The sequence below is a fragment of the Streptococcus sp. 10824 genome (genome assembly GCF_013276595.1).
In the GTDB taxonomy this organism is placed as follows: domain Bacteria; phylum Bacillota; class Bacilli; order Lactobacillales; family Streptococcaceae; genus Streptococcus; species Streptococcus pseudopneumoniae.
Window position 1 is genome coordinate 12,958 of sequence record NZ_VMLH01000033.1, and the last position, 14,613, is coordinate 27,570.

A 14,613-nucleotide genomic window follows, 5' to 3' on the forward strand; every position below is an offset into this window, starting at 1 on the left:
GGGGCGAATCAGCAGTTAGTTCTTACCTTTTCGCCCCTCCTTTCTTTTCATGTTTACTTTTTGAAATTAAATTTCTTCTTTTTTAATCAATTCTGTACGAATTTCTTGTGGTGAAATGAAGCCTCTATGAACTGGGTATGGTCGTTCAAGTAGGTCCAGGAAGAGATGTTGACTTTCTGGTACACGCACATTTTCACTACACATATTGTAGTAACGAAGGACATAGCCTTCTTCATTTTCAGCTACCTTAAAGGCTGTTGGACAGATTTGCGGTATGCTGAGAACAGAATGGCTCAAGAGGCTACCAGTCGCAGCCACGCTTCCTTCTTGTTTAGCAAGCTGAAGGCTGGTAAATGGTGTCTGCAAGGCTTTAGCACGACGATAGGCTGAAAAGCGTTCTTGGGCTTGGTGGCATTCAAGTGCAAACTCGACTTCAAACTCACGCAAACACTGAGCTTCTGGTGTTGGGAAGTAACCCCAGTCACCTAGCTCACCTGATGCACGCAGAATGGTCACTGCAATAGTGTCGTCTCCAAGGATTTCGTATTCATTCAATCCCTTGTTGGATACGGTCACACCTTTTTCATCGTCATACAGACTAACAAAGGCTTGTTGGTGTTGAGGATTTTCAGGATTTTCCCATGAAGCTGCTGGTTTGTTTGGTCGTGTCACCACCTCATAGATGCTTTCAGAATCATTGCTTGGACGCGTGTTGTGAGTCTTGACCAAGAGACGGATACGATGGTCTTTGGCAGTGTTGGTAAAGCGAGTCTTGCAACGGATTTGTGGATTGTCAACAAAGACAGTCATCTCAGTTTCCAGAGGAATGCTTGTCATTTCTTCTGACCGTCCAGCTTCACGCTTCATAAACTCGATGATACCTTTTTGCTCTTCTTCTAGCTTTTCATCGGCACTGACAGGCACAGTCAATTCATGTTTGAGCAAAATCTTAGCGTAGCGAGCTGTGTTTTCCAAGACCTCGTAGCCCTTAAGCTCTGCATAGATTGGCTCTGTTCCTTTTGGTTGGAAATAGATATACTCGTTTCCGATGTCACCACGGTCTTCGAAGCGGATAAAATCTTCGTAGGCTTCGTGAGTTGTCTTATCATAAACTGTGATAGTGTCATCCACACTCACCGTTACGAATGGTGTATCAATCACTCCGTTTTGGTAAATACCCTCACGGTGTTCTTGCTCTCCTTCCAGCAATTGGAAAGTTGTCCAAGAAAGCGGCGCTAGGTGAACTGGAATGGTCACGCGCACTTGTCGAGCGATACGAGCTTGGCGGAACTTGTCTTTTGGTAAATCGTACTCAAAATTAGCCCCAAGGTCTTCGATTTTAGCCTCTACAGGACGCCCATCCAAGTCCTCCACACGATAACTTGGCAAGGTTAAGGCAGCCATCTTCTTGTAACCTTCTGTTGGGTGCAATTCCTTGAAATCACAAGTCGCAACATCAATCACTGTGCTGACAGTATCGACCTTATCATGCAGGCCTGTGTTAATAACCGTAAAGAGATAGTCACTTTGAGCTTCGTGAGTTGCAATTTTGCCCTTCCACTCGTTGAGAAGATTGGTCTTAACAAAGGTTCCGACTTGGTTAACCTTGGCAAAACGAGTTTCCATCTCACGGTGAACTTCGTCCACGCTACAGCCACAGATACTATCATGCGGCGCATTCTGCAAAAGAGTTTTCCAAGCATAGGTCAACTGGTCCTTGTGGTTATGACCCCCAGTGATAATTGTCAAGGGTTCTACAACTTGCTCTAGGAGGTTGCTATTTTCTTGGAAGGATTGTTTGAGATAAATACGAGATGAAGAAGTGTTGGCAAGTGTGTACCAGCCGTCTGTTTCCTGACTGGTCAACTCACCTGTAACCGTTGATAACTGCTCTGGTAGGGCACTTTCCACGGCTTGAACATATTCATCAAAAGAACTGTGAACAAAGGTCACATCTGGGAATAGTTCATTTGCCACACGAATGGCTTCACTCAGATTTTTCTGGACAGGCTGATGGTCACAGCCGTTCATCATCAACCACTGGTTGGTCGAAGCATAGTCACGCACGTCTGCCAGTTTTTGTTTCCAGAAGGTCAAAGCCTCATCTTTATCAACTGGAATTTCATTCCCATTACTGTACCAGTTGGCAAAGAGAATACCCAGGACACGACTTCCGTCCGCACCCTGCCAGTACATTTCTGAAAACTGGGAAGTAAACTGCTCATCTTCGAGGACTTGGTTGTCAAATCCAATCGGCTTCACACCACGACCAAAGGCTGCCACGTGAATGCCTGATTTTTGTAGGATTTGAGGCGCTTGTCCCATATTTCCAAAGGTATCTGGGAAGTAACCAATCTGGGTTGATTTGCCCCATTTTGCACATTCTGCTTGACCAATCAAGGTATTGCGGACATTGGCTTCACTTGAAATCAAGTAGTCATCCTGCAAGATGTAAAAGGGACCAATTTTCAATTTTCCTTCGTCGATGTATCGTTGGACTTTGTCGCGATTTTCAGGGCGAATCTCCAAGTAGTCATCAAGGACAATGGTTTGACCATCCAAGTGGAAGCTCTTGAACTCAGGGTCATTTTCAAAGAGATGAAAGAGATTGTCAAACAATTCCACCAACTGCATACGGTGGCTTTCAAAAGGCAAGTACCACTCACGGTCCCAGTGACTATGTGAGATAATATGTACGACAACATTTTCCATGAAGTAAAACCTCATTCTAAATTTAAATTTTAACGTTTTAAATGTAAAGGTGTGATTCTGACAAGAATCGGTTGCGCTAATACTCAATGAAAATCAAAGTGCAAACTAGAAAGCTAGCCGCAGATTGCTCAAAGCACTGCTTTGAGGTTGCAGATAAAGCTGACGTAGTTTGAAGAGATTTTCGAAGAATATAAATCACGCTCCTTAGCGAATATCTAGGTAATCCAAGACCAATTCACAGAACATCATGTTAGCCCAAGAGAACCATTCACGAGAGTAGAGTGTCGGATCATCCACATGGAAGCTTTCGTGCATGACACCTGTACCACCATCGCAAGCAACCAGCTGATCCAGCAAAAATTTCTTCTCTGCTTTTTCTGTCGTTGTCAAGCCTTGAATAGACAGAGCAATGGGCCAGATATAGCGATAGAAGGTATGAGAACTGCCGAGACCACTGGCACATTCTCCTTGGTAAAAATATGGATTTTCAGGGCTCAGAATGGTACGGCGAGTAGCTTGATACACTTCATCATCGACCGAACAGTAGCCCAGATAAGGCGCAGCCAACAAACTTGGTACGTTTGGATCATCCATGATGCTAGCATTTCCTAGACCATCCACTTCAAAGGCATAAATCTTTTCGCCCTTGCTGTTGCTTGTGTAGGCATAGTTTTCAATTCCTTCTTGAATTTCATCCTGAAGACGCTTAGCGTCTGTGATAACACTCTCGCTATCAACTAGGTTTAATGCTGCGAAGATTTCTTGCACATAACCCAAGACTACTACAGCAAACATATTTGACGGAATCAAGTAGCTATATTGACAACAATCATCACTTGGACGAAAGGCTGACCAGGTCATTCCTGTCACGGCAAAGTCAGGACCAAAACCATCATTTACCAAAGTGTCTTCCTTACGATCCGTATTCCGGACAAAACGATAAGGAGAGTTGTTGTGGTCTTGTTCTACCGTCCACAGATGAAGAATTTCCTTAGTCGCTGCGACAAAAGTCTCATCAAACTGGCTAGTCTCGCCAGTCTCTTTCCAGAGAAGATAAGCCAACTGCAAAGGATAGCAAAGTGAGTCCACCTCATACTTGCGTTCCCAAATCCAGCCATTAAGGTCTGTGTGATCAGTCTCGTGGTGCCCCTTCCAGTTTTCCTCAATGTTAAAAGAGTTGGCATAAGGATCCTTGAGAATCAGGGTCATCTGACGTTTGACCAAACCTGCAATGGTCTGACGCAGGAGGGGATCTCTTTTAGCCACATGCAGGTAGGGTCTGAGTTGAGCTGTCGAATCTCGAAGCCACATAGCAGGAATATCCCCAGTCAAGACAAAGGTTGAACCGTCTTCTAAAATCTCGACCGTATTGTCCAAGGTGTCGGTGTAGCAACGCTCGAAAACATCCACCCATTCTGGATGGTCCTTAGCCCGCTCTGCCACTTCATCTAGCCATTCTCTAACAATTTCTTTTGAATAAATCATCGTGCAGTATCCTCTTTCAAACAAGTTTCATTTTCAGTATATAGCTTTTGAGACAGAAAATACATACACAAATGATAGTCATTTTTCTACAAAATTGCTTTCTTTTGAACCCCATATCTAAAGGCCCTCTTTTTCTGATATAATGTAGAAAAACATCTAAAGGAAAGACTATGAAACCATTACTTGAAAGCATCGATACCCGATTTGGAACTGCCAGCAAGCATGACTTTTCTCGGGGAAATACCCTGCCATACACAGGCGTGCCTTTTGGGATGAATTACTTTGTGCCCCAGACCAGTGACCAGGAGGGCTCTTGGTTTTTCGATCCGCATCTGCCTATCTTTCAGGGGATTCGACTAACCCACCAGCCTAGTCCTTGGATTGGAGACTACTCTTGGCTCCTTCTGACACCTGTCACAGGCCAACTGGGTGGAGACAGCCTCTTCCATCGTCAGTCTTCCTACGATATGGATAAGGCCTCTTTCCAACCCCATTATCTGAAGATTTTCTCCCTGCGCTATCAGATTGAAACCCAGCTCACACCGACTTGCTACGGCGCTTCTATTCGTTTGAAGCAAAAGCAAGGCAAAGCCCTCTCCCTCTATCTTCACGCAGCAGATGAACTGACCGTGGAGCAAGTAGATAAGCGAACTCTTGCCCTGCGACAAGAAGGTAAAACTGAAACCAACAAAAATTCGCTAACGATGTTCACTGCCCTTCAAATGAACACGGATATTCTTGCTATCAGCCAAGAAGGCGAAGACTGTCGAATTGACTTAGCAAGTAGTCAAACCGAGATTCAGCTAGCCACTTCTTTCATCTCTCCTTCTCAAGCACTGCTTAATCTACCTCAAGAAGATTTTGATATCTGTAAAGTAAGTGCACAAGCGGACTGGGAAAATCTTCTCCATCGTTTTGACGTTATAGAGACAGGAGAGGCTGACCGAACCTTCTTTGACCACTGTCTCTACAGACTCTTCCTCTTCCCACAGACTTTTTATGAGGTTGATGAATCAGGGCAAGACATCCACATGGATCTGGCTACTGGCACTGTCAAGCCCGGGGTTCTCTTCAGCAACAATGGCTTCTGGGATACCTTCCGCACTACCTTCCCCCTCTTTGCCCTTATCATACCGGAACACTACCACCGCTTTTTAGAAGGATTTCTCAATAGCTACCGCAATACTGGATTCCTTCCAAAATGGCTGGCTCCAGATGAACGGGGTATGATGCCAGGTACACTTTTAGACGGCATTATCGCAGATAGCGCCTGCAAGGACATGTCTCCCGACTTGGAAGAAGAACTCTTCCAAGCCATGCTTGAAACAGCCAGCAAGTTCGACCCTCTCGGCATCAATGGTCGTCACGGACTAGCCCAATACCAAGAACTAGGCTACCTCTCTACCGACCACCACGAAAGTGTCAGTCATACCCTAGACTATGCCTATAGTGACTTTTGTATCGCCAGCTGTGCCAAAAAACTTGATCAGAATAACATCGCGGAAACCTATAGGACTGCTTCACAAAATTACCGCCATCTATTTGATGCTGAGACAGGTTACATGCGAGCGCGAGACAAGCAAGGCAACTTCCGCCCTGACTTCTCTCCTTATAGTTGGGGACGTGATTATGCCGAATGCTCTGGCATTCAAGCGACTTTAGGCGTTCTCCACGACATCCCAGACTTAATCCAGCTTATGGGTGGAAAAGAAGCCTTTAGCAACTATCTTTTGAAAGCCTGTCAAGATCCTCCCCTCTTTGAGACGACTGGCTATGGTTACGAGATTCACGAAATGAGCGAAATGGCTACTGCTCCTTTTGGACAACTCGCTATTTCCAACCAACCGAGCTTCCACATTCCTTATCTCTTCCGCTACAGCAACTACCCTGACTACACTGCCCTTCTCATCAAGACTCTCCGTCAGAAGGCCTTTCACCCAAGTTGGCAAGCCTATCCTGGCGATGAAGACAATGGCAGTCTCTCAGCCTGGTATATCTGGTCAGCTCTCGGTTTTTATCCGACCTGTCCAGGCAAACCAAACTATGACCTCGGAATCCCTCTCTTTGACCACCTCCGTATTTACCTAGCTAAAGAAGGTAAATGGCTGGATATTCATACTGAGCAAAACCACAGCCACTTCAACTTTGTCAAAGAATGTCTACTAGATAAGACCTCTATAACTAGCCTTCAACATCAAGACCTCCTAAAAGCTGAGCAGTTAACCTTCACCCTCAGCTGGTTACCAAGTCAGCCGTCCACTTCCTGAAATACAAAAATCTCCTAGCAGACTTTCCTGCTAGGAGATTTTCTTATGAGAGGTACTTGTTTAAGCTTTAAAAATCGGATTTATTATTCGATAAGTATCAAACAATCTACCAATTAAGCTTCTTCGTCTTCTTTACGACGACGGCCTGCAAGACCAAGACCAAGTAAGGCACTTGCGGCAGCTGCTACCATAGCTACAGTAGAATCTGCTGTACCTGTATTTGGCAACTCTTTAGCGACTGTACGCACGTTTGTTGCTGCTTGGTTGGCATTTGCTGCTTGAGCTGGAACTACAGCTGGTGTTTGAGCAGCTTGGTCATTAGCTGGACTTGCATGATTAGTTGCTGGAGAAACTTTCGCCAGGAAGTCTTCGATACGTTTAACCGTTGCAGCCACATCTGCCTGAGTTGCATCTGCATTGGCAAATACTTTCTTAGCGTCTGCCAATAAGTCAGTCGCTTCTTTTGCAGTTTCTGCATCAAGCTTAGTTGATTCTTGGATGATTAGTCCTTCTAACTGACGAATAGCATCTGCTAACTTAGCTTTATCCACTTTTGCTTCAGTGTTAGTAGCTCCGTTATTTTGAGCTGAAGGAGCTTGTTTAAAGATAGCTTCAGCGGTAATTGCTAAAACTTTGCCATCTTTAGTTACAACAGTTGCATTTCCTGCCTTGTCAAAGAGAACATCTACTACATCAGCATTTGCTGCTTTAATCTTAGCTTTTGCAGCTTCTTTTTCTGAATCTGTTAAGTTAGTAAAGTCTGCTACTGTTTCTTTTTCAAAGTCAAGGTTGATGTTATCTCCGCTATTCTTAGCTGTTACATCACTTTCTGTTTTCACTAATTGGTCTTTTGCAATCGATACTGTATTTCCATCTAGTGTTACTGTGGCGTTACCTTTATCGTCTACTACTACAGTCGCTCCTGAATTGACGGCTTCAATTGCTTTCTTAACTGCTGCTTTTTCATCTTCCGTTAAGTTATCTTTGTTTCCAACTAATGTACGGAATGCTGGTGTTTTCACTTTAGCAGTCTTAGCTTCGTCAGCTAGGTTTCCAGCTGGGATTACTAGGTCTAAAGCTGGAATATTCAGAACTGTACCATCAGCTTTAGTTACTGTTGCATTACCTTTATCGCCTACTACTACAGTTGAACCTGGGTTGACTGCTTTAACCTTCTCTTCGATAGCTTTCTTCTCTTCTGGAGTTAAGGCATCTGGATCTGCTACTACAGTTTTAGCTGCTGGTGTATTGACATCATTGCCTGCATTTTCTTTAGTAATATCATCTTGTGTTTTCACTAAATCAGTGGCTGGAATGACCGCTGTCTTACCTTCTGGTGTTGTAACTGTAGCATTACCCTTATCGTCTACTACTACAGTTGAGCCTGGGTTGACTGCTTTAACCTTCTCTTCGATAGCTTTCTTCTCAGCCTCTGTCAACTTGTCTAGGTTCGCTGCTACAGTTTTAGCTGCTGGTGTATTGACATCATTGCCTGCATTTGGTTTAGCTGCATCTGCTGCTGACTTCGTCAAGTCTGTTGCTGGAATAACGGCTGTCTTACCTTCTGGTGTTGTGACTGTGGCATTTCCTTTATCGTCCACTACTACAGTCGCTCCTGGGTTAACTGCTTTAACCTTTTCTTCAATAGCTTTCTTCTCTGCAACTGTCAACTTGTCTGAGTTCGCTACAACCGTCTTATCCGCCGGCTTAACGATGTCGTTGCCTGCGTTTGGTTTAGTTGCGTCTTCCGATGATTTGAATAAATCTTTCCATGGAATTGTTGCCACAGTTCCATCATTTAAAGTAACAGTAGCGTTACCTTTATCATCAAATTTAACAGATTTAGCCTCAGGATTGAGTTTTCTTAATTTTTCTTCTACTTTGGCTTGTGCAGCTGAATCAGTCGGTTCACCAACCACTTTATCTGCTGGTTTAACAATTTCACCATTTCCTGCGTCAGATTTAGCTGTATCTTCCTTAGTTCTCACTAACTCAGTTGATGGAATCGTTGCAGTCTGACCTTCTGGTGTAGACACTGAAACAGTTCCGTCTGCATCGAGTAGCACAATAGAATTTGGATTTACAGACTTAACAGCAGCAATAATTTGAGCTTTTTCTGACTCTGTCAACATCGATTTATCCTTGATGATAACTTTATCAAGTGGTTTGTTAATATCGTTTCCACCTTTACCATTATCTAGATTCTCCAACGTTTTCACCAGATCAGTTGGATTAATGATTCCCTTATCACCATTTGCTGTAGTAACTTCAATATTTCCAGCGTCGTTATATTTAACCTCTTTGGCTGTTGGGTTCACTTTCCTCACTTCTTCTAAGATTTTAGCTTTTTCCTCAGCTTTTAGGTTGGCTGGATCATTAACTAGCACTTTATCAATTGGTCTGTTAATATCCCCAACTGCTCTAATTGCCGATTTATCCGCGTCTTGAATCTTATTAACATCTGCTTCTTTATTCGCAGCATCTACTAATTTCTTAGCTTCGGCTGCTATTTGATCTGCTTTATCTTTAAGATTCTCTTTCGCTTTAGGAGATAAGTCAGTACGCGCGTCAATCTCTTCTTTCTTCGCTTTTGTTTGCTCATCAATGGCTTTACGAGCATTTGGTTTATCTTCTACAACAGGTAAAACTTTCCCTATTTCAGCATTTGCATCATCTTGAAGTTTCTTAACCTCTGAATCTGTTGTAGCAATATCAATTGCTTGCTTAGCTTCTTTGGCTAAGGCTGTCGCTTTTTCAGCAGCTTCAGCTTTTTCTTCATCCGTAGCATCTGGTGTGTTTTCAATGGCTTTTAGTTGTTCAGCTAGCTTATCATCAATAGCTTTCTTGGCTGCAGCTTTAGTTGTTGTTTCTGGATTCACAGCTTTAATCGCTGCTACACCGTGTTCCTTAGCACTATCTACTGCTCCTTGAACCTTCCTTGATTCCTCTGGTGTTGTGGTTACATCTGGTTGAGCATCAATGGCCTTGTTCGCTTCGGCTGCTCGAGATTGAGCTTCTGCTTTAACTTTCGCTTTTTCTTCAGCTGTTAGATCTTGGCGATCATCGATTTCTGCTTCTTTCTTAGCTAGTTCATCTGCCACTGCTTTCTTAGCAGCTGCTTTGGCTACTGGATTCACAGCACCAACTGCAGACTCACCGGCTTCTTTGGCTTTGGCTACTTCTGCATCACTTGTTGCGGCTGCTACTGCTGCCTTAGCCTTGTCTGCTTCTTCCTTAGCCTTGTCTTTAGCAGCTTTCTTCTCTGCATCTGTCAAGTCTGTACGCTCATCAATAGCCTTGTTCTTAGCAGCAAGAGCGTCATCAATAGCTTTGTCAGCGGCTGCTTTAGCAGTTGTTTCTGGATTCACAGCTTTAATCGCTTCTACACCTTTTTCCTTAGCGGCATCTACTTTATCTTGAGCTGCTTTGGCTTCTTCTGGTGTTGCGGCTACATCTGGTTGAGCATCGATAGCCTTGTTCGCTTCGTCAGCAGCTGCTTGAGCTTCTGCCTTAGCTTTCGCTTTTTCTTCAGCTGTTAGATCTTGGCGATCATCGATTTCTGCTTCTTTCTTAGCTAGTTCATCTGCCACTGCTTTCTTAGCAGCTGCTTTGGCTACTGGAGTTACAGAGGTAACATCCGCTACACCTTTATCTTCTGCAGCGTCCACAAGTTTTTGGGTTGCTCGAGCTGCATCTTCTGTATCTTCATTATCAGGTTGAGCGTTGATTTTAGCTAATTCTGCATCAGCTAATTTTTGGGCTTCTGCTTTAGCTGCGTCTTTTTCTGCTTGACTTAGGTCTGTGCGCTTATCAATCTCATCATTTTTAGCTGTTAAGGCATTGGCAACTGCTGCCTTAGCATTCTCTTTAGCGATTGGGTTTACTTTAGAAATGGCTGTAGTGGCTTCTGTTTGCGCAGCATCTACGGCTGCATCTGTCGTCGCTTCATCGATTTTCGCTGTTGCTGCCTGGGCTGCTTCGTTGGCTTTAGCAATAGCTGCTGTTTTTTCAGCTTCTGATAAGTTTCTGTCTGCATTAATGGCATCCTCTTTAGCCTTACGAGCTGCTTCAATTGCTGCTTTGGCTTCAGCTTTTTTAGCTACTACTGGATTGTCGGCTGCAATGGCGGTTGTCCCTGCAGTTTGAGCTTGATCCAAGGCAGCTTTTGTTGTTAGGTTAGGATCATTGATGGCTGCTAATGCTTTTTCCTTATCTGCCTTTACCTTAGCGATAGCGGCTTGTTTTTCATCCTCGGTAGCATTCGGATCTGTACTAGTATTAATTTCTGCAATCTTATCTTCTGCAGCCTTGTTCACTGCATCAATCGCAGGTTGTTTATTTAGGGTCGTAAACTCTGTTAGTGGTCTTCTGTCTATTGATCCATCTGTGTAGGTTACTAGTAAATCATTTCCATCTTTTGTGATTGATTGAATCTTACTATTTTGATTCTCCACTTCTTGACCGCGCTTAGACTCTAACCGTCTATCTGGATTGGTTTTAGAATATTCAAGTTTGACTTTTTCTTTTACTTTTTCAAACTCTTCAGGCGTTACAGCTGCAGGGTCGGTCACCACAACCTTGTCAGCTGCCTCAGGAGTTTTTATATCATATTTTTCTCTCTGAGGTTTATTGACAACATTAAAAGCATGGTCATTGACTTTGCCCACTCCAGATCCAGTAAAGTCTGTTCCTTCAAGATCTGTAACCCGCACATAACGCCAACCCAAAGCTAGGCGTTTAGGATTTTCCCCTTTTGTCCCTGCGTCCAATTTATTTTGTGGCAAATCTCTTGTCGCAGTTGTCCTACCCGAATAGGTAATAACTGCCGGATTAGTCTCTGACGCTTGTGTTTCGGAATTAAAAACATTTGCCTTATATCCATACTCCGTATCAATTTTATCAGTTTCATCTGAAACAGATTTAAATTGTTGATTCCCACCTTTCAGCAGTTTAGCAGACCTAATCTTATCTGCATCATCTTTAATTTTAATATCAAATGAGTTGTCTTCTCCACTATACACATAGATTTCTCTTGCAGTAGGATCAGAATATGGAATGTCTACTGTTGGAGGTTGATTGGTACGTGCTACATTAGCAACTGGAACCACATCGGTTGAACCATCTTTATAGGTTACAGTGACGTTTCCATTCGCTACATCTACACTCTCCACTACTTCAGAACGATTTGTTAGAGCAGTACCTCTTTGAGACGCTAGTCTAGCATCCTGGCTAGTTTTAGAATATTCAACTTTAAGCTGTTCTTTAATTTTGTTAATATCTTGTTCAGTTAAATTGTCAATATTTGAGACACTGATTTTATCAGCATTACTTGCTGGTTCCTGGATGCTATATTTGTAGGTTTGAGATTTAAGGACAAGATAGAAATATCCTGGATCTGATTTTGTCCTAGAGTCTCCAACATTATTTAGACCTTGTTCATCACCAACCTTTACAAAGCGAGTCCCAATATTTACTGTCTGCTCCTCATTTTTTGTATAACCACTATTTTGTTTTAGGCCATCATTCGGTTTTCCTGAAATGGTAATTTTAGCAGGGTCAGCTTGAGTAGCCGGAGTACCAGCTACGGCGGTACTTTCAGCATCGTTAATTATCGTTGCAGTATAGCCATATTGAAGGTCAAGTTTATTTTCTTCTCCTGCAACTTTGTTAAATTTCTGGTTTGATCCCTGTTTCACTGTTGCATAACGAATCTTCCCACTGTCATCGTGGACAGGAATTTCAATACCTGCATCTTCCTCATTATAGACAAAGATTTTCTTTTCACTAGGTATAGAATAGGGGATTTCCGCTACAGGTTTTTGGTTTTCTGCACCAGTAGACGGTGCTCCATCTCCTGGGTCAGCCTCCCCTCCCCCGTTAGGGCTAGCTGCCACAGCGGCTCCGCCTTGTGAATCTGCGCCATTCTCAGCAGCTGACACTGCTCCGTTCCCCAAAAACATAAATAGAGCCGCTACTGCCACACTGGCCGCACCAAAACTATATTTACGAATAGAATAACGCGTGACCTTCTCACGACGCAGGCGCTCAGAACGACTCATGGATACTTTCTTGTCCATTACTTAAATCTCCTTTAGGATTATATTTTTCTACACAAGAGAGGCTCCTCCTTCCTTATAGAAGGAGACTTCCTCTATGCATAGATTTACGTTACTATGATACATAATTACCAAGATATATGCAACTTTTTTGTTTGCTAATATTTTGCTAAAAAAAAAAAACTTTTTTTCGATTTTCGTGAATTTTATTCGGTTTTTTATCCATATTTTTCATTATTTTATGAATTTGTTAAGGATTTACCGATTCTTATGACATCTTATGCTCTGATTCTTTAGGATTCAATCAGCCCTTAATTTCTATAAATATTATTTTTTCAAAATAACTCTATCTTTTTCACTAGCCTCGACAAAATAAGTAGAAAAAATGTAAGGGGTTGCGCCTTTTTCATTGGCATCATTTGAAGATGACAACATGCAAAGAGCCTAAAAAAGAGAAACTGCCAGTGATATCACTAACTATTCTGATTGCTTGCCATAGAACAGAAGATAGCGGCTCCTTACCTCTCCTGACTACTTGACTAGTCTTGACCACTTACTATAGCTGCTCAGTTTTAAACAAGCAGGTTATCAGAAAGCCATGGCCTAGCCTACTGATTTTAAACAAGGAGCATTGGATGGCATCAAAAAAGAACACAGACCTGCCGAGGCAGCCAAAGTTTTTGATCTTGGTCTCAGAACTCTCTTCAGCTAGGAAAAGAAATGAGGTGAACAAGGACACTGAGAGCGGAAAGAGCCAGTCATCAAAAATCGAAAGCTTCCTTATAGAATAGAGGAATTGAAAGCTTTTGTAGAGGCTCATCTCGAGGCTGCTTTCAGGGAAATTGCGGCACAGTTTGATTGTGCTCTCCCTTCAGTAGGGCAGCTTTAAAGCAGATTCAGGTCACTTGAAAAAGACGACTAGCTTTAAGGAACAAGATTCAAAAAAAGTCGCTGACTTCTCTAGTCTGGAGATTTTCCAATCTCCCTCCTTATGGGACGGTTCTATAGTAAAATGAAATAGGACAAATCAATCAGGACAATCAAATCGATTTCTAACCATGTTTTAGAAGCAGAGGTGTACTATTCTAGTTTCAATCTATTATATTTTTTAGCAAAGGGCTTTGATATAACATAAAAATCGAAGTTCTGCTACTCCTATAAATGGAGTCATAGAAATTCGATTTTTTCTAATTATCCTAATCCTAGACGTTCAAAGATAGGCTCCACTCGTTTGGTATAGTAAAGATGGTTGAAAATCTCATCGATTTCCTCTTGTGTCAAACGTGATGTCACCTCTGGATCTGCTTCCAGAAGTAGTTTGAAGTCTACTTGCTTGTCCCAAGAGTAGGCTGTTTTTGGTTGTACCAAGTCATAGGCTTGCTCACGGGTCATGCCTTGTTCAATCAAGGTCAACATGGCACGTTGGCTAAAGATCAGACCAAAAGTCGCGTTCATGTTGCGGATCATGTTTTCTGGTAAGACCGTCAAGTTCTTGACGATATTTCCAAAACGGTTGAGCATGTAGTCAATCAAGATGGTCGTATCAGGTGTGATGATACGCTCAGCTGATGAGTGGGAAATGTCGTGTTCATGCCAGAGAGCCACATTCTCATAGGCTGTAATCATGTGACCACGCTCTAAACCCTGTTCAATCCCTTCTGCACGACCGCGTTCCAACCCTTTTTCCTCAGCTTGTTCCAAGGCATAGTCCTGTGCTAACAAGGCTTGTTCTTCGCGTCTGCGTTGTTCACTAAACATCTCCCTGTCCTCCTCGGACCAGCTCTTGTAGTCCAGCAGTTGATCTGCTTGGCTGATGGCTCGCTCGGGTTCCTGGGTAAAAGGTTTATTCCCAAAAAACTCCAACCATGCTTTGCGAACCTTGTCTTTGCTGGTTTCTCTGTATTTTTTTAGGTCTTATTTGTAATGTTTTTTCAATAGCGACTCAAACTCAGCGACGCTCATACCCAGCTGATGGCTGGCAACCTCGGAAGTCAGAAGTTCTTGGCGAACCATATCCAGAAAGGCAAAAAGTTTTCCACGTTCAAGTCCTTGTTCTAAACCTTTTTCGATGCCCTGTTCAATCCCCTCAGCTC

The 14,613-nt window shown here is 43.0% G+C and carries 5 protein-coding genes and 1 pseudogene; 2 read left to right on the forward strand and 4 right to left on the reverse strand.

From position 1 onward, the window contains the following. Positions 1-66: 66 nt before the first annotated feature. Positions 67-2,712 carry an alpha-mannosidase gene (locus tag HT701_RS03620; RefSeq protein ID WP_172931229.1) on the reverse strand — a complete coding sequence of 882 codons (2,646 nt, stop codon included), beginning with the start codon at positions 2,710-2,712 and terminating at the stop codon, positions 67-69. A 204-nt stretch (positions 2,713-2,916) separates the two neighbouring features. Then, entirely contained in the window at positions 2,917-4,197 is a 1,281-nt protein-coding gene (locus HT701_RS03625; protein WP_172931230.1) for a glycoside hydrolase family 125 protein, read from the reverse strand. Between the two features lie 170 nt (positions 4,198-4,367). Here HT701_RS03625 and HT701_RS03630 point away from each other — a divergent pair, with 170 nt between their 5' ends. After that, on the forward strand, positions 4,368-6,464 hold the full coding sequence (locus tag HT701_RS03630; RefSeq protein WP_172931231.1) for a GH92 family glycosyl hydrolase: 2,097 nt from the start codon (positions 4,368-4,370) through the stop codon (positions 6,462-6,464). A gap of 113 nt (positions 6,465-6,577) precedes the next feature. Here HT701_RS03630 and HT701_RS03635 read toward each other — a convergent pair whose 3' ends face one another. Further along, positions 6,578-12,541: a DUF1542 domain-containing protein gene (locus HT701_RS03635; RefSeq protein WP_172931232.1), complete on the reverse strand. Its 5,964-nt coding sequence runs from the start codon at positions 12,539-12,541 to the stop codon at positions 6,578-6,580. 614 nt (positions 12,542-13,155) lie between these two features. Here HT701_RS03635 and HT701_RS11745 point away from each other — a divergent pair. Next, complete coding sequence (locus HT701_RS11745) at positions 13,156-13,311, forward strand: hypothetical protein (RefSeq protein ID WP_205403483.1); 156 nt, start codon at positions 13,156-13,158, stop codon at positions 13,309-13,311. 400 nt (positions 13,312-13,711) lie between these two features. On the opposite strand, the pseudogene HT701_RS03640 reads toward HT701_RS11745, so the two are convergent. After that, positions 13,712-14,155 (reverse strand): annotated as a pseudogene (locus HT701_RS03640) (adenylosuccinate lyase); the annotation flags it as partial. Between the last annotated feature and the right edge of the window lie 458 nt (positions 14,156-14,613).

Coding starts and splice junctions, on each gene's coding strand:
- HT701_RS03625 (WP_172931230.1), bottom strand. CDS start 4,197: ATGATTTATTCAAAAGAAATTGTTAGAGAATGGCTAGATGAAGTGGCA.
- HT701_RS11745 (WP_205403483.1), top strand. CDS start 13,156: ATGGCATCAAAAAAGAACACAGACCTGCCGAGGCAGCCAAAGTTTTTG.
- HT701_RS03630 (WP_172931231.1), top strand. CDS start 4,368: ATGAAACCATTACTTGAAAGCATCGATACCCGATTTGGAACTGCCAGC.
- HT701_RS03635 (WP_172931232.1), bottom strand. CDS start 12,541: ATGGACAAGAAAGTATCCATGAGTCGTTCTGAGCGCCTGCGTCGTGAG.
- HT701_RS03620 (WP_172931229.1), bottom strand. CDS start 2,712: ATGGAAAATGTTGTCGTACATATTATCTCACATAGTCACTGGGACCGT.